This window comes from uncultured Shewanella sp., assembly GCF_947491715.1.
Lineage (GTDB): Bacteria > Pseudomonadota > Gammaproteobacteria > Enterobacterales > Shewanellaceae > Shewanella.
In genome coordinates this window covers 34964-59294 of record NZ_CANLKR010000004.1, presented here as the reverse complement: position 1 = coordinate 59294, position 24331 = coordinate 34964, and the positions used below count along the sequence as shown (strand labels likewise).

Sequence of the window (24331 nt, the reverse complement as noted above, 5' to 3'; positions counted from 1 at the left end):
AAGCTATTTTGCAAACTTGGCTGTTAGTGCGGTGATACTCATCCATAAAAAATTGAATAATAGAGCAAAAAGAAAAGCATATAAGCCAATATTAAGGCCCGCAGCACCTTTATAGACACTAAAAGGCAATGGGATAAATAAATGCACTAATGTCACAATAATACTGAGTAATACTGCTTTTAACCATAATTTGGACTCTAATACAGGTATGAGTAATAATAAGGCATATACTCCCCCCCATAATATCTTCGGGTAAAGCCATCCAGAACTTAATACCGGAAAATAAGGAAGTTTAATATAATGGCCTAACCCCAAATAAGCCAATAACCAAAATATTAAACTCGCAAGCAATGCCCCAATACAACCCGATCCAAACAATACTAATATACGCTTCATTGATTACTCCATCCATTTGTACACAGCTTGATAAAAAGCGACACCGACAAACTGACAATGAAGACGAGTTCATGCCAGTATTAATTTAATGAATACTACCTAATTTTTGTGCAGAAAACGAAGACAGATCGCAGATAATCACCAACAAGATAGCACTTCTAAACTGTTACACATAACAATGTAACGGTTTGCTGAATAATCCAACGCGTTAAAGAAACATTAAAACAACAAAGGTAAAGTTTTACCGTACTCACGTGAAGTACTGTCCCAGCATATCAATCTTAACCCTGTAGACCTATTCATTCAGTTGTATAAATTCATCCACCACCTGATTAAATTTATCTGAGTTTTCATAAAACATAAAATGCTTCCCACCTTCATTTTCTTCAAATATGACCATTTTTGAATGTGGAATTTGTTTGTGCAACCAAATCTGAGAAGACGCAGAAACCAATCCTGCTCTACCTACAATCACTAAGGTTGGAACCGTTATTCTTGGCAATAAATCTCGCCAATCCATATGAAAGCAATTATACATCAACGCTGCCGCTTGAGCTCTGGGTAGTTTTAAACTGGAGTTTAATAACCATTGTTTATCTAATGCCGGAATATTATCTGATAGCATACGATTTAGCATAATATGACTATATTCATCCCCTTTACCATGAGTAAAACTATTGACAATATCCAACAATGAAGCGGAAGAAACTAAAGGTCCATAATGTTCAACTTCAACACTTGTCCAAAGTGGGTTTGATACCATCACAGCTGGATGGCTCATACAAATCAACTTCGCAACCTGATTAAAACCAAAAAGTTCAAGATACGTCCAAATAACAGCCGTACCAATAGAATGTCCTAATAAAATAATACTCTCTAAATTAAGAAAAGTGATAAACTCATGCAGATCTTTGCTAAATCTCGCCACTTTGTAACCATAACCGACTTTCTCAGAACAACCATGACCTCTCATATCAATGGCCAAAATACGATAACGATCACATAACCCCAAAATTTGCTTCTCGTACTGCTCAACACTTTGAGCAAAACCAGGCACAATCAGCAAAACTTGACCAGTACCTTTATCAATATAATGCAATCGAACTTCATCACTGGTATTAAAATAGCGATGATCTTTTTTAGTTATCTTCATCAATACTCACCTATTGCACTGATCACATCAACTATGAGCGGCCACAGTATTAATTATAAGGGCTTATATCCTATAGCGTATAAAAAACAAACAAGCGATTATAGATAAAGATTCATTATCGATATTAACGCCTTGATTGTCTGACTTCCCTTAATTACAATGCCCTGCCAAAAAATACAATTGTAAAAAATAACCACATATCCACCCCATTCAATACAACTATACAACTTTAAACACTCAACTATTTAATGTTAAATTAGATTCAAATAGGAAATACTAATCAATGAGAGCCATCGTATTAATTTTTGTAGTATTAATCACATCAGGCTGTGCTAACCGTTATTCTGTTCCTAGGCCCAATATGGACAACGCTCAGTTACGGCTAGTTTCAATCCCCAGTAACAATAATTTTGTTACAACACCTAATGATAATCAGTGTATTTCAGAGCAACGTGCTGCATCTCTTGCAACCTTAGGCCTAAAAGCAAACTTGGTTCGCCGATTAAGTCGTATCAACATGCCGCTGTATAACAAAAGTATCAGCGACTCCCATCAAAACGAAGTCTATATACCAGCAGGTGAAGAGTTTACCTTTCAATTTAATGGTGTGGGCATTACAGGATTCGATCCAGGCAAAGTCTCTCACCAAGAAGGTATTTTATACTCATGGTGTCGAAAAATGGTGAGTTTTACTCCTGAAAAAGATAAAAACTACGAAGCAGTATATGACTATATCACCATAGATGAAGGACGAGAAACTTGTGGTGTTACTCTGTTTGAATTAACAAAAAATGAAAATGGTCAATACCATAGAGAAGAACTCACCCATTACCAAGTCAAGCATAATTACTGCGCACTATAACTTAATTAAACCGCTATTTACCTTTAAGGTGTTTCTTTTCTCTTAATTCAGCTTGAAACACCTTAAAATCCTCATCTCCCCAACATTCAACATGATGTAATTCAGTAATAGTCTCTTTATGAAAAATAGGATCTTCACCTCGCTTTAACTGCTGAATATAATTTTCAAATAATTTAAATGCAACTTTGCGCAGCAAAATTAACGCCCAGATATTGATAAAGGCCAGAATAGCAACAAAAAAATCAACTACTTGCCATACTAATCCTAATGGCAAAACCGCTCCGAGTATCACCATTAATAATACACTCAATCGAAAAACTGTCAGCGCCCAAGATGACTGGGTAATATACTTTATATTTGTCTCACCATAAAAATAATTAACTACCACAGTACTATAAACAAAAATAAAAATTAAAATTGCAATAATATTACCGCCTCGTTCACCAAAATTTCTATCCATCGCTGAATAGATCAAATCAATCCCCGTCAGCTCTGGAGAAATATAGTTAATTTGAGAAACGATAATAATAAAGGCAGTTGCTGTTGATAAAATCAATGTTGTCGTTAACACACCTAAAGCTTGAATAAAGCCTTGCTTAACAGGGTGAGAGACGTAAGCCATTGCCCCCGCATTTGGCGTGGAACCCATTCCCGCCTCATTTGAAAATACGCCACGCTTAATCCCTTGCACCACCATCATACCAAAAGTCCCTGCTGAGACCTGAGAAAAACCTAGTGCTTCTTTCATTATTTGAGCTAACATTGGTATAATCTGTTGGTAATTCATAATTAAAATAACCAATGCAATCAACAAGTAAGAAAAAGAGGCCATCGGAAATAATATCTGGGTAATTTTTAGCACACCTGACAAACTGCCAAAGATAATGACGCCAGTGAAAACGGCTAAATTGATCCCAACAGATAATGGTGACACAGAAAAAGCCACTTCCATTACCCCTGCTATCGTATTGGATTGAGCTAAATTAAAGATAAGCCCATAACTTATTACCATGAGAATCGAAAATAACAATGCCATTTTTCTCGATTTCACCCCAAAAGCAATATAAACAGCTGGCCCCCCCATAAAACGACCGTCTCTTAATTTTCGCTTATAGGCCTGAGCTAAGGTATTCTCTATAAGGCACGATGCAGCACCAATAATGGCAATCACCCACATCCAAAAAACAGCACCCACACCACCTAAACTAATCGCAATACCCACTCCTGCAAAATTACCCGCACCAATTCGTGACGCTAAGGGAATACAAAATGTTGAAAAAGAAGAAATACGTTTCTGTTTGCTTTTACCTATTCCTGCTTGCTCCAATAATAGAGAAAACATATGCTTAACTTTCTTAATTTGAGTAAAGTTAATCTGATAACTAAAAAAAAGACCGATAGTGAGCAATACCAAAATCAACAAATAATCTAAAAATGATGAGAATAATGTCTCTAATACTGAATCTACCAATGCCATTTGTAGTCCTTGTTATATTCCATCACATATGGAAAATGAAAGCATTCTTTGACAACTTTACAAATAATTTCAGCAGAATATGAAAAATAAAAACTCAATCTTTTTAAATTATTCCAGCCCTTTCATTAAATCATCTAAGTTGAGTACAGGCTGTATATCAATAGCAGCATGACAGTGCTTAAATAAAGATTCATTCACTATTGCTAACCTTGATTGATCCGTTTCTTCGAACACTAAAGTACCCGCACGCTTACCATCATCTAGATGGAAATAGGCCGCTTCTGGTGTTAACTCATCAATCAATGATTTTAATGCCCTTGATAAAGAATCATCTAACTGAGCTTGATTACCTCTTTCAACTGGAATAGTGAACCTTAGCATTAAACGCATTATTGACTCCTTTCAAAACGTTAACTTAGTGAGTTTAGCCATTTATAAGCATATTATACCTCAGTATAGTCAACCTCATTTAAAGCCATATCAAATAAAAAAGAGGAAATATCATTTCCTCTTTAATCTTTATCACTGTATTTTTATGCTAACGATTTTTCTACTCAATATTTTTATACTAAAGAAGTCACATTGATTGAGCGAGTATCAGAGAAAGCATTTTCAACCGCTTGAGAAGCCGCAAAAAAAGCGGCATCAATTTTCTGTTGGTCCGAACCTGCGGCAGTCAAATCACTGACTAATGTATCACCTATATTCGCCAATAACATCTCAGTATTACGCCCAACCCCACCTTGAGTCGGTATCAAATTGTGCATAGGATAATGCTTAGCCAATTTAGCTTGTAATTCTGTTTGCTCATGCTTTGGATCTGTATCTGTTGGATTAATCAATGCAGGCATCGCAGTGTTTCGCGCAAATGTTTCAAGTTTACTCGCCCCTTCACGGTTAAAAATATAGCGAATATCTTCAAATTTATGGGCTTCAAAGTCTTCTTCACCATATTTTGCACGACCGAAATCAATGGCTTTTAACATGGTAACTGGCTCACCATTTTCATCTTCAAATCTATGTACTAACAGATTATGCGAATGTAAATCACGATGAGATACCTTATTGTTGTACATCACCCTCAACATATCAACCATCTGTGTTGCCACCGCTTTTTTCTCAGGCGTAGAAAGTGCATACTTTTCATCTACCTTTCCTTTATCTCTAATTCTGGGATCAGAAGATGCACTTAATACAGGATTTGGCAGACACTCATCTAACTCTTTACTTTTTACATCTTTTTTATACATAGAAACTTGAGCATATTCAGACATCACTTCTGCAGCCGTATTCGTTCCATGTTGTTCATCATGCTTTAAGGCTGCATCAAATTTAGCCCTTTGCTTGCTATCCAACCCATTAGGTAACTCTTTAACTGGGATCTGCTCTTGCAAAGAAATATAACGCTCTAATGCTCCATTGCCCTCCTTGCTGAGTGTTCCTTTATACTTGAGTAAATCGGCTTCAAGTGCAAAATCCTCCATTGCGGTATCATTCATGCCTTTTAATACACCAGTCGACCCATCAAACTTCTTATTAACCCCACCACCTTTGAAATTATTATTGGATAAAGTGTCTAATTTAGCCGTTTCTTTTTTGTGGTTCTCAAGCGCTTTTACAGAGCGTAAAATACTCGGTCTTTCCTCTACTTGCCCTATTTGTGCTTTCATCTGTCTGAAATGCGCGCTGCTTACCTCTTTTTTTGTGATACCAACGCCATCAATAAACATCTCAGCGAAATATTTACCTTTATTTTCTGATAATTGCAACTTGAACTGCGCACCATGCTCAGGGCCTGCAAGGTTTGCCAATACTTTCAACCTGTCTAAGCAATTGGCATCATTTTTCCCATTGGCTTGACTGATTAAATTGTGTAATACTTTCATCCCGCTTTCTTTTCTATCAAGCAGGTTACTTGATGAAGGGCCAAAAAGAGATTTCACTCTTAATGAAAACTTATTCCATTTTGTTAATGATGTCGCTTCTGACTCTGAATCACCGAACACCATCTTAGCAAGGCGCTGATCATTTACCTTAAAATTAGAATAAGACTTAGGTGCTTCACCAGTCGTTTGAGTTTCACTGGGATTGTACCCTGCTGATGTAGATGTAAAATTTAACGTAACCGGCATTTGACGTCCTCTATAATATAAATCCAACAAACTTAATGGATTAAAATTATAGAGATACCTTTCATTACCGATATCCAAAAAAAATGAAATCCCAAAAAAGAGGTCAGACCAGAAAAAGCAAGGCGACCAGTAAAAACATTAAGCTTATGATATTTAGATAAATAATCTTTGATATAAACAAAAAATACTTTTCAATCTTTACATTACGGAATTTATATTTATTCCAACACACATGATGATGAGTACTTACTATGTTACACATGAAACATGACAACAGACAAATAAAACAGAAGAACAACTAATAAAACACAACGATACTTAATAAAAAACAAAAGAATCAAAATGAAACATAAAAATCATTTCACAATGAATGTGATTAAAAGGAATATAAACCAAATTAAGATAAAAAGTTCCATACTTTCAATACTAATATTCTTGTTATTCTGCTATTTAATGAGTATCAGCCCTCCCTCTGATTGATTCACTATTACGCTGAGGTTCTCTCTTTTTATCAACATATATATGTCTCTTTGGTGGCAAACATAAAATAGCCAGTCTTTGCTTTACACTTAATCCGTTAGAGCCAAACTCTTTCCACATGCTCAACCATTCTTTAAACGTCACAATAAATGGATTAACACTGCTTATCGGTTGGGTTATTCCATACAGTACTCGTTCATTTTCTGGCTCAAAAGTGCCAAAGAGTCGATCCCAAATGATTAACACTCCCGCATAATTTTTATCAATATATTGAGGATTTCTTCCATGGTGTACTCTATGATGAGACGGAGTATTCAATATCCATTCTAACCAACCTAATGAACGTATTGCTTGAGTATGAACAAAAAACTGTAAACCTAAATTTAGCAATACCGACAACACTACCCATTTAGGCGCAAAACCAATCATCACTAAAGGAAGCCAAAAAAACCACATACCGGTCAAAGGATAGAGTAAACTTTGCCTAAAGGCTGTACTGAAATTCATCGTTTCAGAACTGTGATGGGCGACATGTGCCGACCAAAGCCAACGTACTCTGTGACTGGCCCGATGAAACCAATAGTAACAAAAATCTTGTGCCACTATTAATACCAAAAAATAATACCAAGTCATATCAAATATAAATAAACGCCAATCGAAAAAATAAAAATACAACTCAATAATCAATAGCCCAGCAAATAAGTCTGCCATTTGGTGCATAGCCGCAAGCGCGAAATTGCATAACACTTCAGGTAAATGATACCTTGCATTCGATATTGAGCTTGTCTCTTTGTTAACAAAGTACCACTCAATAATCATGAACACATAAAAAATGGGCGCTAAGATCAATAATAATAACTCAGGGTACTCTATTAGTCCGTTAATATTCATGTTATTACTTTCCTCACTAACCCTATTTTTCACTCTCTTTTAATGTCACGTGATACGTAAAACAGCATTACCATTGCGCATAATGATCTTCAGCTAAACCCATAATGCCATCAAGTTGATGCACTCTGTTTCTATTATCAATAATCGTGCCCGAATAATGACCTAAGTATTGTCTAAAGTTACTTTTTAAAAAGAAAAAATTTAACTTCTCACGCCTAACATTCTTTGGCGTAAAGACTAAATTCACTTTTTTATCCTCACTATAAATACGCCAACATAACGGTAAAGAAAGCCCTCCTTTGACACTTGCTGTATGAGGAATTTGAAAATGTACTGGCGCTAGATAATGCCGCTCACCATTGAACCAAAATATATTCTCATTAATGCCAGTCTCGTTCACACCCGCTGCTAAATTCAATCCAATGATGGCACCGTTTAAATGTGCATTAAGGCTCCCCCAACGCCAACTGGTCTCTCGCCGCATAAAGCCTGCTGAAAAATCATAGCTAGCCAGCGCCTTATTCAAACAAATACTTTTATTGTCAATAGACACATCTCCATGCACACTCAGTCCATTATGCTTTTGAGTGTAGGTCCAACCACGATAACCGGTTGGGGTACACATGGCTAGGGGCAAACTATGAGGCAATGGGACTAAGTCAATATTGATTGATAATCTCACCGTCTTCACTTTCAACTGCCATGCTCCTTGAGCAATCAATAGTTTTATTTCTCCTCTATGACTTTTAATAGAAGCAAGTCCTTCCATAGGAGAACAAGCCATTTCACACCCTATCGATGCCAACTTAAGCCACTGAATTTCAATAAATTCATCATTTTTAATGTCATAAATAAAACAAAAAGCACTGCCTAGATAGCGAATATCGGCAATCGCCACCGAAATAATAAACTCAGGTGTTGTTACACTCACAAATTGAAACTGTTTAAAGGCGAGATATTGAGATAATTTCGAAGCGGGTTTATCCATTGTGGTTCGATATTCAAAGTGCTCAACACCAAGTTTGTCAACGGGCCCATTAAAATGCCCATAAATGACTTCTCCAACTCGACTCACTAATGAACTCGGAGCATGGGAAAAAACCGAAAAGGTCTCAGAAGGTGTTAATTGAGGCTTTATCATCCACTCTCATTCCTTGTGTCATATCCATTAATAAGCATACATTTCACACCATGACTGTACGACAAAAATACAGACTCTACAATAACATTCAAACTTGAATGTTAACTCACTCAATCAGCCATGCACTGGTATCAGAAATCAATTCTGGTATCCTTAAGCAAAATTGTTATTACAGAGCATTTATTTGATGAAAATGAGACATTTCTGTTTACTATTACTCTCAATAGCACTATCCGCTTGTAGCAGCTATTCACCGCGTTATATCGCATTAAATCCGCAGGTCCCCTTGATCAATGTACAAACGGCACAGAAGGATAACATTTCCATTGATACATTCGATATGAGATCGTCACCCTATGTCGTTCGTTTCATCGATGATGGAAAAGTCACTCGTCAAGTGACAACTAGCGAACCACTGGTTGATCAAATGAACAATGTATTACGAAAGAGCTTAGAAGAAGCAGGGTACCAGCTCACATCAAATACCTTCCCCTCAGTGACATTCAATATTGAAAAGTTACAAACCAATGTGGATGATGGCATCTTCGGGTTTACCGCTAATACGGAAATCATTATCAATGCTATCGTCAAAAAACAACGAGAAATTATTTCAAACGGTGCGACACAAACGGAAACAAACACATTAAATAAGCGCTTTCGCATCAAAGCTATGCTTAAAAAACCACTTACACCTGATTTTGCAACCCTTGAACTAGAAATTAACCAACAACTTGCCTTACTCACACAAGAAATGATGACAGATGCTGAATTTAATCAATTCATTCAAGGATAGAATTAACACAATGAAAATACTTAACAGTATGATTATTTGCTCACTCTATTTTATTAGCCTATTCACTTTTGCTGCAGATATTCAACCCAATACGTTATTTCCTAAAGTCAAACTTACAACCAGTATGGGGAACGTTGTCGTTGAACTGGATAGAAGCAGGGCCCCGCTCACCGTCGATAACTTTCTCACCTATGTGGTTAACGGGCATTACGATAACACCCTCTTTCATCGAATTATTCCTGGATTTGTTGTACAAGGTGGAGGACTCGATTTACACAAAAATGAAAAACCAACATTGCCCCCAATAGCCAATGAATCAGGAAACGGGTTATCCAATGCTATGGGAACCATTGCAATGGCAAGGAACAATGAACCTCATACGGCAACCAGTCAATTTTATTTCAATATTGCTGATAATGAACGGCTAGACCCCTCTTCTCGTCGCTGGGGCTATGCTGTTTTCGGTGAGGTCATTCAGGGAGAAGAGGTGCTAGAAAATATATCGTCAGTCGCAACACACATTGACAAACGATTAAATTGGCCAGATTTTCCCATTAAAAATGTCATTTTAATCAAAGCCGAGTTATTACCTAAGTAAGGCTAACTCATTAATATAATCAGATAAAAATAAATAAACAATGAAAAAGTGATTCATGTCACAAAAATGTCATTTTTGATTATTTTTATTTCAAGTCCTTAATTTTACTTCTATACTCAACATGCACAGCAAAAAAGGAGGCAACTCAATGACACCTAACGAGTTCATTGATGATAAAGCACCCCAGCTGGCAATGTATGGAAAAGCATTTTTAGGTGAACAATTAGAATTCAGCGAAATTCAATTATATTTATGGGACACCTTAGAAGAATGGCAAATGTACAACCATCAAGGGGATGCACAAACCGATATAGAGAAAGTGTTCTGGCACCTACTTCACGCCTTTGATCGATGGCCTGACTGGATGATCCGCGGTAATCATTTTTTAAGGCAGCAAATCGATGATTGTTGCGATTATTTAAGCATTGGTGGCAACATTCCACAAGGCTGCATAGGGATCAGACCTTAACTTAATATCAATTCACCCACACCAAAAGCCTGGAAGATTTCAATCTGGGCTTTTTCATTAATAATGAATAATACAATTTAGCTTCACACTGATAAATCTGTATTTTTTGTTTCTTTAGAAAAAATGATAAACATAAGATGAATAAAAGCAACGCCTGAAATATACCAAAACGCGGCAAAAAATGTCCCACTGACTTTAACCAATTGAGAAACAACAATTGGCGTTGTTCCTCCTAATAATAAAAGAGCAATATTATAACCAATCGCCCCACCCGTACACCTCACTTCAAAGGGGAACATTTCAGCGAGTGCGACGGGGAGCACAGCAGATACAGGTGCAAGTAAAACGCCATAAATCGCTAAAGCAAAGACAAAAAAATGATATTCTCCCGTATTGATAAGTAATATCATTGGATAACCTAATAAACAAAAACCAAGTGCTCCTCCCCCCATCACCCAACGCCGTCCCACTTTATCAGACAACAACCCCATAAAAGGGATCAGAATAACGGTAATGACTAAACAAAAGGTTATCGCTAGGCTCTCTTGTTTTTGTGATAATCCAAGTGTGTGTTGCGCAAATTTAGGCACATAGCCCAGTAGAAAATAATTGGTTACGGCCATCATTAATGCATACCCAAAGGCGATGAACATTTGACGTGGATACTGGGCGACAGCTGTTTTAAAAGGATGGGGATTAAGTCTATTTTCTTTTTTTCTTTGTAAAAATAAAGGAGATTCCTCGGTAAAAGATAGAACAATCACCACTATGATCCCAAGAGAAGCAAAGAATAAAAAAGACAATCGCCAACCCCAAAGACTCATTTGTTCCGTCGTTAGCCACGAGCTTAATAAATAAAAAGAATAAATTCCTAATACAAAACCAACAAATATACCGACCATGACACATGATGTCACAAGCCCCTTTCGATTATCTGGAGCAGACTCAATCAATAGTGATCCTGAATTGGTTGGCTCAGCACTGATTGACATCGTTTGCAGTATACGCAATATCGTTAATAATAATGGCGAAAAAAAACCAATTGTGTCATAAGAGGGTAACAAACCAATTAATGCGGTGATCACAGAAGAAATAATCACCGTAGCCATAAGCGTATTTTTTCTGCCATGCTTATCGGCATACACACCCGCAATAGCAGAGCCAATTGGACGAAACAAAAAACCTAAAGCAAATACAATGAAATATAAAATATAAGCATTAGCGCTGGAAGTAAAAGGAAAGAAGACTTTAGATAAAACTAAGGAGAAATAAGCATATAAGGCAAAGTCGGCCCAGGCTACTGTATTCCCTAAAATAATGGCAAATGATAATTTTTTATCCACTTTATGTTCTATTAGCATAACCTTTATTAAACACCTCCTAGTCCTTTATATTAAAGTGTAGTTCATTACCCCTCCCTCTAACTGACAGACCCAAGGCAATTTTACACAGATTAACCTTGAACCTTGCTCGCCTCCCGCTTAAGCTAGCCATATCTTACTTCAAGTAGTAATGTTATGATTATTGCCAGCACTCGTTTGCAACGGATCCAACAAGCTTTTTCCATTTACCGCCATAAACGCGTCCTTGTTTTACTTTTTTTAGGCTTTTCATCCGGCCTGCCGTTGATGCTAGTCTTTTCAACACTGTCATTTTGGCTAAGAGAAGCAGGAATTGATCGCAGTGCTATAGGCTACTTTAGCTGGATAGCGCTCACTTACGGCTTTAAGTGGGTTTGGTCTCCTTTAGTCGATAGACTCTCAATACCCATACTCACTCCTCTATTAGGCCGAAGACGCTCTTGGATGTTACTGGCTCAAAGCTTAGTCATTTTAGCCATTGTAGCAATGAGCCAAAGTAACCCTCTAGCAAATCTTGAAAGTTTAGCTTTTTTTGCCTTTTTAATTGCTTTTTCTTCAGCAACGCAAGATATTGTTATTGATGCTTTTCGAATTGAATCCGCTCCTCAAAAAATGCAAGCCGCGCTTGCTGCGGCATATCAAGTGGGTTATCGCTGCGCAATGATAATCTCTACTGCCGGCGCCTTAACCATTGCAGCATGGGTCGAACCTGATAGCCAAAAATATAACTTGCAAGCTTGGCAAACCGCTTATTTTGCCATGGCTGGTTTTATGATGGTCGGGGTATTAACGACACTCTTTTGCCGTGAACCTAACATTGAAACCAAAGAAGCCGATGAACAAGAAGCACAATTAAAACAGCAATTATCGCTTCGCTACCCAACGAGAATAGCAGGGCTCTTTTCTTGGTTATATACCGCAGCAGCCTTGCCTTTTATCGATTTTTTTAAACGTTATGGTCGCAGCGCTATTTTAATATTATTACTCGTCTCTTGTTATCGTATCTCTGATATTGTCATGGGAATAATGGCCAATGTGTTTTATGTGGATATGGGATTTTCTAAAGCTGAAATCGCCACAATAACCAAAGTTTATGGATTGATCATGACCTTAGTGGGCGCAGGATTCGGTGGTCTTTTAATTGCTCGGTATGGCACGATGAAAATTTTATTTTTAGGGGCACTTTTAGCCTCTATAACTAACGTGCTATTCGCCTATCAAGCGATTATAGGTTATGACGTCACACTGCTCACAGGCATTATCTCTGTCGATAATTTTTGTTCGGGTATTGCCACTTCTGCCTTCATTGCTTATTTATCCAGCCTCACAAGCAGTGGCTTCAGCGCAACACAATATGCCTTATTATCATCGATAATGCTATTGTTCCCTAAGTTTATCGCCGGTTTTTCGGGGGTGTATATTGATCATTTTAACTATGTCAGTTTCTTTATTGGCACAAGTGCTATCGGGATCCCGGTATTAGGACTCATTTATCTCGTTAACAAATACGCACCACATCCTGAATAATTAAACTGAACTCGAATTAATCTGAATATAGAATCAAGCAAAAAAGATATATAGCCCTCACATTATGAGGGCTATATAAGCGTTAATCTCTAAAGTTATTAAACTGAAAAGGTTGACCTAAATCAGACTCTCTTGCTATGGCCATCACCGCCTGAAGATCGTCACGTTTTTTACCAGTGACTCTGACAGAATCACCTTGTATGGATGCTTGCACTTTAAGCTTACTGTCTTTAATTAACTTAACCAATTTTTTGGCGACAAGACTTTCAATGCCTTGCTTAAAATTCACTTTTAAAGAAAATGTTTTTCCGCTGTGAACCGCTTTATCATCCACATCCATTGCGGCTGGGTCGACATTTCTTTTGCTTAACTGCATACGTAAAATATCAACCAATTGCTGGCATTGAAAATCATCTTCAGCAGATAAAGTCACCACATGATCTTTATATTCAATACTGGCTTCTTTTCCTCTAAAATCAAAGCGATTGCTCAACTCACGTCTGGCATTATCAACGGCATTACGTAATTCAACTTCATCGACTTCAGAGACGATATCCATAGAAGGCATAATTCATTGTCCTCATACTCAATAAAAATGTCTAGTCTACCCATGGCGCCCTCAAAGTTGAAGGTATAATCAGATAAAATGGACTTATAGGTGACTTTATGGATACATTTAGCCTATGATGAAACCAAATAACAACATGATGTCGTCGCTTGTGAGTACAAAACCCTTAATATTTAAAGTAGCATTTATCATCAGTTTATTACTTATCAGTTATTTAGTCTTTTCTAGACAAAGCTATAGCCCAACTTGGATCCCACATTTCGACAAAATTGCCCATGCTATCAGTTTTTTTATATTATCTTTGCTGACTTATTTTGCTTTTAAGCCTAACAATTATCTTATCATCACCTTTCTAATGGGTTATGCCAGTATTATCGAAATCATTCAATCTGTTCTACCTTATCGAACGGCTTCCTTCGGCGATCTAATCGCAGATATTATCGGAATATCATGTTTTTATTTTATTTTACTCATCAACAAATTAAAAACACATTATATTGATAAACGAAGAGCCGAAAGTTAGCCTCTTTTTGCGTATAATACAGAATGATTGTTAGCCATACAGAGTTAGACTTTTTAATATGAATCATATAGGAATATTAGGCGCTGGTGCCATTGGGCAACTCAAACATTTTCAATTGAGTCAACTTAACAAAAATCAAGATATATTTTACTTCATCGATCGCCTTGAGACTCGTCGCCAAACAGTTAACTTCACCTCAATGAACGGCAATAAAATAGATTACATAGCAGATTGTATTAGTGCACAAAACGAGCCCCACATTCTCCTAAAAATTCAATTACTCATTGTTTGTGTTAAATCTTATCAAGTCACAGACGCATTGCTCCCTTTACTGAGTAAGCTTCACCCACAGTGTCATATTTTGTTACTCCATAATGGGATGGGACCACACCTGATCATTAAAGAGGCATTACAACACGCTTATCCCACTTTAGGGCTCAGCTTAGGGACAACATCCCAAGGCGCCATCAAACATGATAGATGGCATATAGAACAAACAGGAACAGGGCTGACTCAATTTGGCCACTACTTCGGCCCAGTCATGAGTGAACATTTAAAGCAAACACTGCTGAGTAATATTCATAACATTGAATACTGCGAGACTATTGTGCCCATGTTATGGCAAAAGCTCGCCGTCAATGCCACGATTAACCCACTCACTGCCATTAATCAATGCAAAAATGGAGAGCTCAATAACACTCACTATCATGCAACAATAGAAGCCATTACCGATGAAGTGATATTGGTTGCACAACATGACGGTATTCTATTAGATAAAGACCATTTAATGAAACGTATTTTTGAGGTCATCACACTCACCCACAATAATTTCTCTTCGATGTACCAAGACATTAAACACCATAGGCGAAGTGAAATTAACAACATCAATGGTTATATTATTCAGCAAGCAAAAAAACATCAATTAGCAGTACCTGAAAACATTCAGCTTTATCGTAGAGTGAAGCAAATTGAAAATAATGAATAATCTTTCAATTTCACTCTGGTTTGAAGGGCTCATCTCAGCCATTCAAGCCAGAGGTATTTTCTGTGATATGACAATCAGTTCAATTTGACTGCAAGATAGACAATATGGCCATTCGTAACTTGAGGTAAGAAATAAAGTGAACCATATCTAAAGTATTGCATTCCATTCTTTTTAACTGATTCCGTATGTTCAGGCAATTGAGAATACACTTCGCCCGCAATGTAATTGCCCGATACTTTAATCACTTCATTACTTGAATGAGGCTCACCGACCACGATGTAATCCCTCGTGTTTTCTCTATACTGATAATAAGTCCCTTCAAACACAAAATAAGGTATTGTGCCAATCACTATCCTTCTGTAACCCACTGGTAATGTCTTAATACGCGCTCCATGAGGACTCTTTACAACTTGATATTGCCCTCTTACCGAACGATAGTAAAAACCATCAAAGAAATAATAATTATTCTTCTTAACGACAATTTTCGTCGTCCCTTTAGGCATATGCTTCCTCTGATAACCCACTTTATGTTTAGGCTCTTTAACGATCACAACGACTTTATCTTTCCTTTTATTCCCATGCTTATCGCCATGACCATGGGGTTCACTCAAGCTAAATGGACTGAATAATATTGATGGGATCAACAATAATAGGCTGTATCGACTTAAAAGTTTCATAATGACCTCAAAAGGGCTCCCCCTAAAAGAATGAACAAGTGTATACCGATATAAAGTAAATGAATGTCTTACTTCATCAATTTAAATAAAAAGAACGTAAACAATCAAAAAAACATTTTCTTATCATAATGATTAAAATCCACTGTTGTTACTCATAAAACATAAACCAATTCTATACTCCAGTTATCGCAGTTATCGCAGTTATCGCAGTTATCGCAGTTATCGCAGTTATCGCAGTTATCGCAGTTATCGCAGTTATCTTATATCTGACTCAAAATGAACATCAAATTTAATATAAATTCATTCAACAAAAAGAAAGAAATGTAACTAAACTTTCATTAATACAAACAATAAGACTCATTAAAGGACTGTTATGGGAAGGGAGCAATGGAATTCTAGAACGGGCTTCATATTAGCAGCAGTAGGCTCGGCAATTGGTTTAGGAAACATATGGCGTTTTCCTTACATCACTTATGAAAATGGTGGCGGTGCTTTTTTTATCCCTTATTTATTCGCTATGCTATCCGCTGGGATCCCTTTCATGATTATGGAGTTTAGCTTAGGCCACAAATTACGTCAGGCCGCGCCTGGTGTATTTGAATATCTCGGTATAAACTTGAACACCCGTGTACAGTGGTTAGGTTGGTTTCAGGTTATGATCGCCGCTGTTATCGGGATTTATTACGTCGCCATTATCGGTTGGTCCATTTCTTACTTAGGTCTTTCCTTTACTCAAAATTGGGGAAATGACACTAATCAGTTCTTTTTCACGCAATATTTACAAGTGGGTGAACATTCACCATCGCAACTAGGAGAGCTATTACTGCACATTGCTATTCCTATGTTAATTGCATGGAGTATTACTTTTTTCGCAGTGTATACTGGGATCAAAGGCGGAATAGAAAAGGCCAATAAACTCTTGATGCCACTTTTGTTAATTATGGTACTCTTTCTTATTTCACAAACGGCTTTTTTACCGGGCGCACAAGATGGATTGAATTACCTTTTCGAACCGGATTTTAGCCAGCTCTTTAATGCTAAAGTGTGGTCAGCAGCATACGGTCAAATCTTTTTCACCTTAAGTGTCGGATTTGCCATCATGTTTGCCTATTCCAGCTATTTACCTAAAAAATCTGATATTAACAATAACGCCATTATCACTGTACTGATCAATTGTGGCTTCTCTATTCTTGCAGGGATCCTTATTTTCAGTGTCTTAGGACATATGGCTACCCAACAAGCCCAACCTATCACTAATGTTATCTCATCAGGCGTAGGGCTGGCGTTTGTGACAATACCTGAAGCCATTACTCACTTACCTATCCCTTATATTCTTGGCCCCTTATTTTTTTTCACTTTAATTGTGGCAGGGCTGAGCTCTCATATCTCCATAATGGAAGCCGTCATTTCCGCAATCATAGACAAGACAGCTTACCCCAGAAAAAAAGTCGCCACTCTCGTATGTGGGCTAGGGGTTGTTATCTCTCTACTCTTTGCCACAAACGGTGGAATATTACTATTAGACTTAGTTGATTATTTTATTAATAACATCGCCCTACTCTTTAGCTGCTTGATTGAAGTCATACTCATCGCTTGGTTTATCAAAGCATCGACAATACGTCATTATGTCAATCAACTGTCAGACTTTACGATAGGAAAATGGTTAGAATTGTGTTTACGTTATATCAGTCCCGCATTATTGCTGATCATTTTTATCAGAAACGTATTTAATACGTTAACCAAAGGGTACGAAGAGTACGCTTTAATAGAACAAATCATACTTGGATGGGGATTAATATCCATAATGATATTGATTTCAATAGTGATTGATTTCTGCTCTAAACAATCTACTTCCACAATCGATGAGAACAAACCATGACAACTTCAGCAATCATTATGATGTGCATTGGCTTAACCCTCACTTGGGGAGGTGCCGCTATTTGCATCAGCATCGCCATCCGTAAACGGGAAAAGTAAAAACTATCAGTAATAAAAAACCGCTAATAACCCTATTAGCGGTCTTATCGGCTTCCTTTATCTACTCTGCTTATTGACAAAGGTTGAGCAGGTTAACAATGATATTTATTTACTGGTATCAATAGGCTCAAAAGATTTGATTAAATCATCAACGGCTTTCATTTGCGCTAAATAGTTCTCTAACTGATGCAAAGGCAAAGCGCATGGACCGTCACATTTCGCTTGATCAGGATCTGGATGAGCCTCAATAAATAATCCCGCCAATCCTAACGCCATACCACTGCGAGCCAATTCCGTCGCTTGAGCCCGGCGACCACCAGCAGAATCCGTTCGCCCACCTGGACGCTGCAAAGCATGAGTCGCATCAAAAATCACCGGATACCCCGATTGCTTCATCTCATCCATTCCTAGCATATCGACCACTAGATTATTATATCCAAAACTGCTTCCACGCTCACATAACATAATCTCATCATTCCCCGCCTCATTAAACTTAGTGATAATGTGACGCATTTCATGGGGTGCTAGAAACTGTGGCTTTTTAACATTAATAATCGACCCTGTTTTTGCCATCGCTACTACCAAATCGGTTTGGCGAGCCAAAAAGGCGGGCAACTGAATGATATCGACAACCTCGGCAACGGGAGTACATTGATGAACTTCGTGAACATCCGTGATGATGGGCAAATTAAATGTGGATTTAATTTCTTCAAAAATTTTCAATCCCGCTTCCATACCTGGGCCGCGATAAGAATTGACTGACGAGCGATTTGCCTTATCAAAAGAGGCTTTAAACACATAGGGGATCCCCAACTTTTGTGTCACGGTCGCATAGGTTTCAGCAATACTCATGGCTAAATCACGAGATTCAAGCACATTCATACCACCAAATAAAACAAAGGGCTTGTCATTAGCAATATCAATCTCACCTAACTTAATTACTTTATTACTCATCATTATATCTCTTCAAAAAACCATTCATTATTCAGAAAGTTGATTACTTAAGCATGCCATAGAATAATGCTTGTCAATGCTCTATCTTATGCCACCGCTATCAGCTGTAAAATTTGACCACAAAGCCAAGCCATATACGTGCCTAAAGCATAACCCAGTACAGCCAATAACACACCTACAGGCGCAAGAGCAGGATGAAAAGCTGCTGCGACGACTGGCGCAGATGCCGCGCCCCCAACATTCGCTTGACTGCCCACCGCCATATAAAATAGTGGCGCTTTAATCAATTTTGCCACCAACAACATAAAGGTTGCATGGACGAGCATCCAAATAATCCCGATAGCAAAATACCAAAGATTCGCTTCATCGGCTAACTTAGATACATCCATATGCAAACCTATGGTCGCCACTAAAATGTATAAAAATGCCGATGCCACTTTCGATGCGCCAGCAGCTTCAATGTGTCTAACTGGGCTAAATGAAAGTGCAAGTCCCACACTCGTCACTAACACAATTAACCAAAAAAACTTCGACGTTAAGCTATAGGCTTGTGTCCAGGGATAGTTTGCCTCAAAATAAGGTCCCAAAAAGTCTGCAGCAAAATGAGCAAGACCTGTCACACCAAAGCCAATCGCGACAATCAGCATCAAATCCCGTAAACTAGGAATACGAGCATGCTCAGCATGATATTGCTCAACCTTGGATTTTAAGACATCAATCGCAGAGGTATCAGCCCCTGTCTTAGCATCAATCTCTTTCGCTTTCGAGGCCATAAACAGAAGAACAGCCATCCAAATATTGGCAACAATGACATCAACGGTCACCATTACCGAAAAGATATTCCCCCCTGCACCATAGATTTCTTTCATCGCGGCCTGATTCGCGCCGCCACCAATCCAGCTACCAGCGAGTGTTGTCATGCCGCGCCATACCGCATCAGGGCCATGTCCACCAATCACCTCCGGATTAATCGCAGAAATAATCAATAACGCAATAGGCCCACCAATAACGATACCCACCGTTCCAGTGAGAAACATAATAAGCGCCTTAGGACCCAAAGACAAAATGGCTTTTAAGTCGACACTTAAAATCAACAACACGAGACACGCAGGTAACAAATAGCGTGATGCTACAAAATAAAGTTTGGACGTATCACCATCAACAATACCAAAAGTGTTTAATAGTGAAGGTAAAAAATAACACAAGAGTAACGCAGGAATGAAGCGATAAAACTTTTGCCAAAATGGATGAGAACTGGTACTGGTGTAAAAAATACCGCCTAAAATAGTGGTTAACAGACCTAACGCAATCGCATCGTTAGTCACTAAAGCTGTTTCACTCATAAATTACTTCTCCCTTGCAGTCATCGCTGCTTTATTATTATTTTTTCCATTTAGAGGTTTGAATATACTGACACCACTCAACGGTGCTTGTTTGGAGGTTTAGGATATAACAGCGCCCTTCAATAAGGGCGCTGTTACTTATATTGTCTAAACGCTGTTACTTCCAACGTTAATGAAAAACCTCCACTTCACTGCGCAGCTCTTTTAGCTGTATTTTAACCAGCTCAATCAAAGGATCGTTGGGGCTATTATCAATAAAGTGCTCCAAATCCGCCGTCGCTAAACTTAAACAACCGAGCTGCTGTGCGATAAATGCACGCTCCCGATTAAGGTTAAGATCATCACTATGCCATTGCAGTAATAAATTACTGCATTCCATAGCAGGCTCAAATTGACGAGCAATAATACAACCCGCCTTAAGCTCGTGGATCATTCGAGACACAATGCGTTTGGGCGTCGCAGGCTTTAAATAACTCGGTTTTAATTTTGCCGCATTACCTAGCTCTCCTCGCACAACCACATGCAACTCGTGCTTACTCATACGTTTTCCGGTCAAAGGATCGATATAATAAACATCACTATCAATACGACAACACAATGCCGTAAACCCGGGCAATAAAATTAATTCCACTTGTAAATCAAGCTGCTTGGCCAGTAACATCAAAAGAGTCGCCAATGTGGTACTATTACCTTGACGAGTGACTAAGCAGCGGCCTAAATCAGCCGCTTCAACACTAAAATAGTCATCTCTAGCGCAAAAGCCTTTCTCTTGATAAAACCAATGCAATAAGGCCCTTAGACGATCATGCCTATCAACCACATAATGGCTTAATACTGACCCCGCTAAGGCATACCAAGCCCATTGTGTGCTTTGCACTTTTGAAAAGCCAAGATGCTCTGTTATTTCAAATGCGATCTCAGGTAACTTTATCGCATCACTCAGAATGAATTTTGTCATTAACTTATTAATATTGCCTGTTTAAAAACTGCTATTTTTGCCGCGTACACAACCCATCCTAGAGCACCAAATGCAGCAAAAATCTTAAAAAGCTTACCCCTATTGGCTTTTAACGCTATGGTCGCCAGCACGATATAAGCAACAACTGCACCTATTTTTTCTGTCAACCAAGGATCAACAAAGGGGAATTGTTGAATAATGAAACATAAAACCAATCCAGAGAGAAGTAAGAATGTATCGATGACATGAGGTGATATCTTTAGCCACTTCTTATCCAACAACGCTGAATCACGTAAATGCAGCACAAATCGAAAAATAAAAAACAATACACTTGTCGCAACCAGTGTAAGATGTAAGTGCTTAATGCCAGGATATAAACCCGTTAAAAATTCCATGTTAAAGTATCTATCTAGTGGCTAAGAAAGGCATTAGTGTACCCGATCCCTTCTCGCATCACCAATCCCAAAATAAAAACACAAACCTTGCTCACTTTTCAATCACTTTTTTCTTACTCTTGGATCACGTTTGTTCCTTTTAACGCAAATAACATGATTTCTAAAAGTTGAATATAGAATAGACATGGATTGGGATGTAATTCACGGCAATAGCGGCAATTAATGGCTTCCCCCAATGAAAAAGCCCCTTCACCTTTTTCATTGGGCTTTAACGCAACGGTGATTTGCCTCTTCATAAAAGCGGTTTTGACATCGGCAGCAGACAATGCCCAATGTTCAGTCGAATGAATATAAAATAATACATTCGTATTTTCAGTGGCACAATCATTATAATTTGCAAATAAACTCGCGCGATTGGTTAATCTTAGTTTCATTGCTTTCCTTAGCTCCTCTCATCCATTGTGACTCACTGCTAGTCATCAGGTTCAATTATGATTATAGCCAGTAAATGCACTCTCCTTATTACAGTTTATTACACGCTTAACGCTTGGATACATTGTTCTCGAATAGCCCAAATTAATGGCGCCTTATCACACCCAAACCTATTTTGGATAAATTGATAATGAAAGGGAGGTTTAGCTGTTTGTATTTCATCAGGAAGTATATTTTTTTCAATGAAAAACGCGGTAATGGGTTCACTCTCCGCTTTCATCAAGCGGGTTAAATCTACTCGGTGATTTTGGTAAGTTAAATAACAATGGGCTTCAGGAATAAAATCTTGCCTGTATTGCTTGAGCACATGCCCAACACCCGGCGTATTGGCCTCTGTCATCGCATAAATACCGACCGTCAACGCCACATCAATGCGCAATTCATCGGCTAATGCTTTCAGTAATGCATGTTTCGTGCTACATGTGCCTTTTTTCTCGTTCACCACACTCATATAATGTTGACTGTCATTAGGTCTACCATAAGGTAGATGCCACACCCATTCACAGATCTGATGAAAAGATTCAAAGCTCATACCGATAAAAATATCAGAAAGTGTTCCGTGAGGATTGAGCGCTTTATTGGGTAATACTGAATACATAATAGATGTTCACTCCTTGAATATTTTTCCATTATATTCAAGGAGTATATCAGCTTACCTTACAATATTTCTCGCTATTTTCGTTTCACCTTTCCTTGAGCGTGCTGCTGTTTAAAGGTGTCCATAGCATTAAACATGGGGTGAAACGCAGGCCTTTTAATATAACGGCCTGCTCCCTTAACCGCTCGCAAATCACCGTCAATCCAAACAAGCTGGCCATTACTAATGGTATGAGAAGCAATTCCCTTAACCTTGCGACCTTCAAAAATATTAAAATCGATATTTTGATGGTGAGTCTTAGCCGAAATCGTTCGTGTGCCAGTAGGATCCCAAATCACAATATCGGCATCAGAGCCCACACTTATTGTTCCCTTTTTTGGGTAAATATTAAATATCTTGGCCGCATTAGTCGACGTCGCTGCCACAAATTCATTCATGGTAAGTCGCCCGCTATTCACCCCTGCGTCCCAAAGCACTGTCATTCTATCTTCCACGCCTGCTGTACCATTGGGGATTTGACTAAAATCATCTTTACCCATAGCTTTTTGATCAGCACAAAAACAGCAATGATCTGTGGCCGTTGTTTGTAAATTGCCCGATTGCAAACCTTGCCATAACGCTTCTTGATGCGGTTTACTTCTAAAAGGTGGGCTCATCACATGAGCAGCTGCATAGGTAAAATCTGAGTGTCTGTATACACTCTCATCAACTACTAAATGCCCAGCTAAACACTCACCGAATACCCGTTGACCCGCATTACGCGCATGCACTATGGCATCAAGTGAATCTTTGCATGATACATGCACCACATAAAGGGGCACATTCATCACCTCTGCTATTTTTATCGCTCGATGTGCCGCTTCACCTTCAACGGCTGGTGGGCGAGATAATGGATGGCCTTCAGGACCTGTGATCCCTTTCGCTAACATTTCTTTTTGTAATTGAAAAACAAGCTCCCCATTTTCGGCATGCACAGTCGGCATAGCGCCCAACTCGACACAACGACGAAAACTATTCACCAATATTTCATCATCGGCCATAATGGCATTTTTATAAGCCATAAAGTGCTTAAAACTATTCACACCATGTTCATTAACCAATATTCCCATATCTTCATGGACAGATTTATCCCACCACGTCACTGCCACATGAAAAGAATAATCGCTCGCCGCCTTTTCAGCCCAGCCTCTCCATTCGTTATAGGCTTCCATTAATGGCTGCTTTGGTCCTGGGATCACAAAATCAATAATGCTCGTTGTGCCGCCCGCTAATCCCGCTGCAGTCCCAGTATAAAAATCTTCACTGGCCACGGTTCCCATAAAAGGTAATTGCATATGCGTATGGGGATCAATGCCACCCGGCATCACATATTGCCCACTGGCATCAATCGTTTCTGTATGATTGGGTACCGATAAGTGATTACCTATCGCCTGGATCACCCCCCCTTCACAATAAACATCAGCTAAAACACTGGTGTCAGCATTAACAACGGTGCCACCTCTGATTAAAATCGACATGTTGCTCTCCTATTTTTATTTTTACATTGTATAAAAATGGAAATACAAACAACTCCATATACCC

26 protein-coding genes are annotated in these 24331 nt (G+C 38.4%); 9 read left to right on the top strand and 17 right to left on the bottom strand.

What is annotated here, in order from left to right; genetic code table 11:
- Nucleotides 1-3 precede the first annotated feature (3 nt).
- A complete protein-coding gene (locus Q0779_RS05485) occupies nt 4-396 on the bottom strand; it encodes a hypothetical protein (protein ID WP_298770333.1) in 393 nt (130 codons plus the stop codon).
- Between the two features lie 295 nt (nt 397-691).
- On the bottom strand, nt 692-1549 hold the full coding sequence (locus Q0779_RS05480; RefSeq protein ID WP_298770331.1) for an alpha/beta hydrolase: 858 nt from the start codon (nt 1547-1549) through the stop codon (nt 692-694).
- Between the two features lie 283 nt (nt 1550-1832).
- Between Q0779_RS05480 and Q0779_RS05475 the strand changes: the two genes are divergently transcribed.
- Nucleotides 1833-2411, top strand: a complete 579-nt coding sequence (locus Q0779_RS05475) for a hypothetical protein (RefSeq protein WP_298770329.1) — start codon at nt 1833-1835, stop codon at nt 2409-2411.
- A 13-nt stretch (nt 2412-2424) separates the two neighbouring features.
- On the opposite strand, the gene Q0779_RS05470 is transcribed toward Q0779_RS05475, so the two are convergent.
- The 5 genes from Q0779_RS05470 to Q0779_RS05450 form a co-directional block, all read right to left on the bottom strand.
- Nucleotides 2425-3888: a sodium:alanine symporter family protein gene (locus Q0779_RS05470; RefSeq protein WP_298770328.1), complete on the bottom strand. Its 1464-nt coding sequence runs from the start codon at nt 3886-3888 to the stop codon at nt 2425-2427.
- Nucleotides 3889-3996: 108 nt separating this feature from the next.
- Nucleotides 3997-4278 carry a hypothetical protein gene (locus Q0779_RS05465; protein WP_298770326.1) on the bottom strand — a complete coding sequence of 94 codons (282 nt, stop codon included), beginning with the start codon at nt 4276-4278 and terminating at the stop codon, nt 3997-3999.
- A gap of 173 nt (nt 4279-4451) precedes the next feature.
- Nucleotides 4452-6020 (bottom strand): hypothetical protein, encoded by a 1569-nt coding sequence (locus Q0779_RS05460; RefSeq protein WP_298770324.1) that lies wholly within the window; start codon nt 6018-6020, stop codon nt 4452-4454.
- 450 nt (nt 6021-6470) lie between these two features.
- The gene (locus Q0779_RS05455; protein ID WP_298770322.1) at nt 6471-7391 is read right to left on the bottom strand and encodes a sterol desaturase family protein; all 921 of its coding nucleotides are present in this window, start codon (nt 7389-7391) and stop codon (nt 6471-6473) included.
- A gap of 67 nt (nt 7392-7458) precedes the next feature.
- A complete protein-coding gene (locus Q0779_RS05450; RefSeq protein ID WP_298770320.1) occupies nt 7459-8532 on the bottom strand; it encodes a DUF2804 domain-containing protein in 1074 nt (357 codons plus the stop codon).
- 187 nt (nt 8533-8719) lie between these two features.
- On the opposite strand from Q0779_RS05450, the gene Q0779_RS05445 reads away from it, so the two are divergent.
- The 3 genes from Q0779_RS05445 (at nt 8720) to Q0779_RS05435 (ending at nt 10392) form a co-directional block, all read left to right on the top strand.
- Complete coding sequence (locus Q0779_RS05445; protein ID WP_298770319.1) at nt 8720-9325, top strand: YajG family lipoprotein; 606 nt, start codon at nt 8720-8722, stop codon at nt 9323-9325.
- Between the two features lie 28 nt (nt 9326-9353).
- Entirely contained in the window at nt 9354-9923 is a 570-nt protein-coding gene (locus Q0779_RS05440; RefSeq protein ID WP_298770590.1) for a peptidylprolyl isomerase, read from the top strand.
- Between the two features lie 148 nt (nt 9924-10071).
- Nucleotides 10072-10392, top strand: a complete 321-nt coding sequence (locus Q0779_RS05435; RefSeq protein ID WP_298770317.1) for a hypothetical protein — start codon at nt 10072-10074, stop codon at nt 10390-10392.
- 83 nt (nt 10393-10475) lie between these two features.
- Here Q0779_RS05435 and Q0779_RS05430 read toward each other — a convergent pair whose 3' ends face one another.
- Nucleotides 10476-11753 (bottom strand): MFS transporter, encoded by a 1278-nt coding sequence (locus tag Q0779_RS05430; protein ID WP_298770315.1) that lies wholly within the window; start codon nt 11751-11753, stop codon nt 10476-10478.
- A gap of 156 nt (nt 11754-11909) precedes the next feature.
- Between Q0779_RS05430 and Q0779_RS05425 the strand changes: the two genes are divergently transcribed.
- Nucleotides 11910-13280: an MFS transporter gene (locus tag Q0779_RS05425; protein ID WP_298770313.1), complete on the top strand. Its 1371-nt coding sequence runs from the start codon at nt 11910-11912 to the stop codon at nt 13278-13280.
- 82 nt (nt 13281-13362) lie between these two features.
- Here the strand turns inward: Q0779_RS05425 and Q0779_RS05420 are convergent, their stop codons facing one another.
- Nucleotides 13363-13848, bottom strand: a complete 486-nt coding sequence (locus Q0779_RS05420) for a YajQ family cyclic di-GMP-binding protein (protein ID WP_298770312.1) — start codon at nt 13846-13848, stop codon at nt 13363-13365.
- Between the two features lie 115 nt (nt 13849-13963).
- Between Q0779_RS05420 and Q0779_RS05415 the strand changes: the two genes are divergently transcribed.
- Complete coding sequence (locus Q0779_RS05415) at nt 13964-14371, top strand: VanZ family protein (protein ID WP_367180781.1); 408 nt, start codon at nt 13964-13966, stop codon at nt 14369-14371.
- 58 nt (nt 14372-14429) lie between these two features.
- Nucleotides 14430-15356, top strand: a complete 927-nt coding sequence (locus Q0779_RS05410; protein ID WP_298770310.1) for a 2-dehydropantoate 2-reductase — start codon at nt 14430-14432, stop codon at nt 15354-15356.
- A gap of 74 nt (nt 15357-15430) precedes the next feature.
- Here Q0779_RS05410 and Q0779_RS05405 read toward each other — a convergent pair whose 3' ends face one another.
- Entirely contained in the window at nt 15431-16033 is a 603-nt protein-coding gene (locus Q0779_RS05405) for a DUF6515 family protein (protein WP_298770308.1), read from the bottom strand.
- 373 nt (nt 16034-16406) lie between these two features.
- Between Q0779_RS05405 and Q0779_RS05400 the strand changes: the two genes are divergently transcribed.
- Together Q0779_RS05400 and Q0779_RS05395 are read left to right on the top strand one after the other, a co-directional pair.
- Nucleotides 16407-17912 (top strand): sodium-dependent transporter, encoded by a 1506-nt coding sequence (locus tag Q0779_RS05400; protein ID WP_298770306.1) that lies wholly within the window; start codon nt 16407-16409, stop codon nt 17910-17912.
- Nucleotides 17909-18010, top strand: coding sequence for a MetS family NSS transporter small subunit (locus Q0779_RS05395; protein ID WP_298770302.1), 102 nt, complete (start codon nt 17909-17911; stop codon nt 18008-18010). The genes Q0779_RS05400 and Q0779_RS05395 overlap by 4 nt, the downstream gene beginning before the upstream one ends.
- A 105-nt stretch (nt 18011-18115) precedes the next feature.
- Here the strand turns inward: Q0779_RS05395 and kdsA are convergent, their stop codons facing one another.
- The 7 genes from kdsA to hydA form a co-directional block, all read right to left on the bottom strand.
- Nucleotides 18116-18964: a 3-deoxy-8-phosphooctulonate synthase gene (kdsA, locus tag Q0779_RS05390; RefSeq protein ID WP_298770586.1), complete on the bottom strand. Its 849-nt coding sequence runs from the start codon at nt 18962-18964 to the stop codon at nt 18116-18118.
- 86 nt (nt 18965-19050) lie between these two features.
- On the bottom strand, nt 19051-20307 hold the full coding sequence (locus Q0779_RS05385) for a DUF819 family protein (protein ID WP_298770301.1): 1257 nt from the start codon (nt 20305-20307) through the stop codon (nt 19051-19053).
- A gap of 169 nt (nt 20308-20476) precedes the next feature.
- Nucleotides 20477-21265 carry a tetratricopeptide repeat protein gene (locus Q0779_RS05380; protein WP_298770299.1) on the bottom strand — a complete coding sequence of 263 codons (789 nt, stop codon included), beginning with the start codon at nt 21263-21265 and terminating at the stop codon, nt 20477-20479.
- Entirely contained in the window at nt 21265-21660 is a 396-nt protein-coding gene (locus tag Q0779_RS05375; protein ID WP_298770297.1) for a SirB2 family protein, read from the bottom strand. The genes Q0779_RS05380 and Q0779_RS05375 overlap by 1 nt, the downstream gene beginning before the upstream one ends.
- 113 nt (nt 21661-21773) lie before the next feature.
- A complete protein-coding gene (locus tag Q0779_RS05370; protein ID WP_298770293.1) occupies nt 21774-22094 on the bottom strand; it encodes a hypothetical protein in 321 nt (106 codons plus the stop codon).
- A 98-nt stretch (nt 22095-22192) separates the two neighbouring features.
- Nucleotides 22193-22750 carry a hypothetical protein gene (locus tag Q0779_RS05365; RefSeq protein ID WP_298770292.1) on the bottom strand — a complete coding sequence of 186 codons (558 nt, stop codon included), beginning with the start codon at nt 22748-22750 and terminating at the stop codon, nt 22193-22195.
- A gap of 74 nt (nt 22751-22824) precedes the next feature.
- Nucleotides 22825-24267 (bottom strand): dihydropyrimidinase, encoded by a 1443-nt coding sequence (gene hydA, locus Q0779_RS05360; protein WP_298770290.1) that lies wholly within the window; start codon nt 24265-24267, stop codon nt 22825-22827.
- Nucleotides 24268-24331: the final 64 nt, after the last annotated feature.

Excerpts from the sequence above, each read along its gene's own strand:
- Q0779_RS05375 (WP_298770297.1), bottom strand. The coding sequence starts at position 21,660 with ATGGAATTTTTAACGGGTTTATATCCTGGCATTAAGCACTTACATCTT.
- Q0779_RS05395 (WP_298770302.1), top strand. The coding sequence starts at position 17,909 with ATGACAACTTCAGCAATCATTATGATGTGCATTGGCTTAACCCTCACT.
- hydA (WP_298770290.1), bottom strand. The coding sequence starts at position 24,267 with ATGTCGATTTTAATCAGAGGTGGCACCGTTGTTAATGCTGACACCAGT.
- Q0779_RS05405 (WP_298770308.1), bottom strand. The coding sequence starts at position 16,033 with ATGAAACTTTTAAGTCGATACAGCCTATTATTGTTGATCCCATCAATA.
- Q0779_RS05470 (WP_298770328.1), bottom strand. The coding sequence starts at position 3,888 with ATGGCATTGGTAGATTCAGTATTAGAGACATTATTCTCATCATTTTTA.
- Q0779_RS05370 (WP_298770293.1), bottom strand. The coding sequence starts at position 22,094 with ATGAAACTAAGATTAACCAATCGCGCGAGTTTATTTGCAAATTATAAT.
- Q0779_RS05385 (WP_298770301.1), bottom strand. The coding sequence starts at position 20,307 with ATGAGTGAAACAGCTTTAGTGACTAACGATGCGATTGCGTTAGGTCTG.
- Q0779_RS05420 (WP_298770312.1), bottom strand. The coding sequence starts at position 13,848 with ATGCCTTCTATGGATATCGTCTCTGAAGTCGATGAAGTTGAATTACGT.
- Q0779_RS05365 (WP_298770292.1), bottom strand. The coding sequence starts at position 22,750 with ATGTATTCAGTATTACCCAATAAAGCGCTCAATCCTCACGGAACACTT.
- Q0779_RS05450 (WP_298770320.1), bottom strand. The coding sequence starts at position 8,532 with ATGATAAAGCCTCAATTAACACCTTCTGAGACCTTTTCGGTTTTTTCC.
- Q0779_RS05380 (WP_298770299.1), bottom strand. The coding sequence starts at position 21,265 with ATGACAAAATTCATTCTGAGTGATGCGATAAAGTTACCTGAGATCGCA.
- Q0779_RS05445 (WP_298770319.1), top strand. The coding sequence starts at position 8,720 with ATGAAAATGAGACATTTCTGTTTACTATTACTCTCAATAGCACTATCC.
- Q0779_RS05440 (WP_298770590.1), top strand. The coding sequence starts at position 9,354 with ATGATTATTTGCTCACTCTATTTTATTAGCCTATTCACTTTTGCTGCA.
- Q0779_RS05485 (WP_298770333.1), bottom strand. The coding sequence starts at position 396 with ATGAAGCGTATATTAGTATTGTTTGGATCGGGTTGTATTGGGGCATTG.
- Q0779_RS05475 (WP_298770329.1), top strand. The coding sequence starts at position 1,833 with ATGAGAGCCATCGTATTAATTTTTGTAGTATTAATCACATCAGGCTGT.
- Q0779_RS05480 (WP_298770331.1), bottom strand. The coding sequence starts at position 1,549 with ATGAAGATAACTAAAAAAGATCATCGCTATTTTAATACCAGTGATGAA.
- Q0779_RS05425 (WP_298770313.1), top strand. The coding sequence starts at position 11,910 with ATGATTATTGCCAGCACTCGTTTGCAACGGATCCAACAAGCTTTTTCC.
- Q0779_RS05455 (WP_298770322.1), bottom strand. The coding sequence starts at position 7,391 with ATGAATATTAACGGACTAATAGAGTACCCTGAGTTATTATTATTGATC.
- Q0779_RS05460 (WP_298770324.1), bottom strand. The coding sequence starts at position 6,020 with ATGCCGGTTACGTTAAATTTTACATCTACATCAGCAGGGTACAATCCC.
- Q0779_RS05465 (WP_298770326.1), bottom strand. The coding sequence starts at position 4,278 with ATGCGTTTAATGCTAAGGTTCACTATTCCAGTTGAAAGAGGTAATCAA.
- kdsA (WP_298770586.1), bottom strand. The coding sequence starts at position 18,964 with ATGAGTAATAAAGTAATTAAGTTAGGTGAGATTGATATTGCTAATGAC.
- Q0779_RS05400 (WP_298770306.1), top strand. The coding sequence starts at position 16,407 with ATGGGAAGGGAGCAATGGAATTCTAGAACGGGCTTCATATTAGCAGCA.
- Q0779_RS05435 (WP_298770317.1), top strand. The coding sequence starts at position 10,072 with ATGACACCTAACGAGTTCATTGATGATAAAGCACCCCAGCTGGCAATG.
- Q0779_RS05415 (WP_367180781.1), top strand. The coding sequence starts at position 13,964 with ATGATGAAACCAAATAACAACATGATGTCGTCGCTTGTGAGTACAAAA.
- Q0779_RS05410 (WP_298770310.1), top strand. The coding sequence starts at position 14,430 with ATGAATCATATAGGAATATTAGGCGCTGGTGCCATTGGGCAACTCAAA.
- Q0779_RS05430 (WP_298770315.1), bottom strand. The coding sequence starts at position 11,753 with ATGCTAATAGAACATAAAGTGGATAAAAAATTATCATTTGCCATTATT.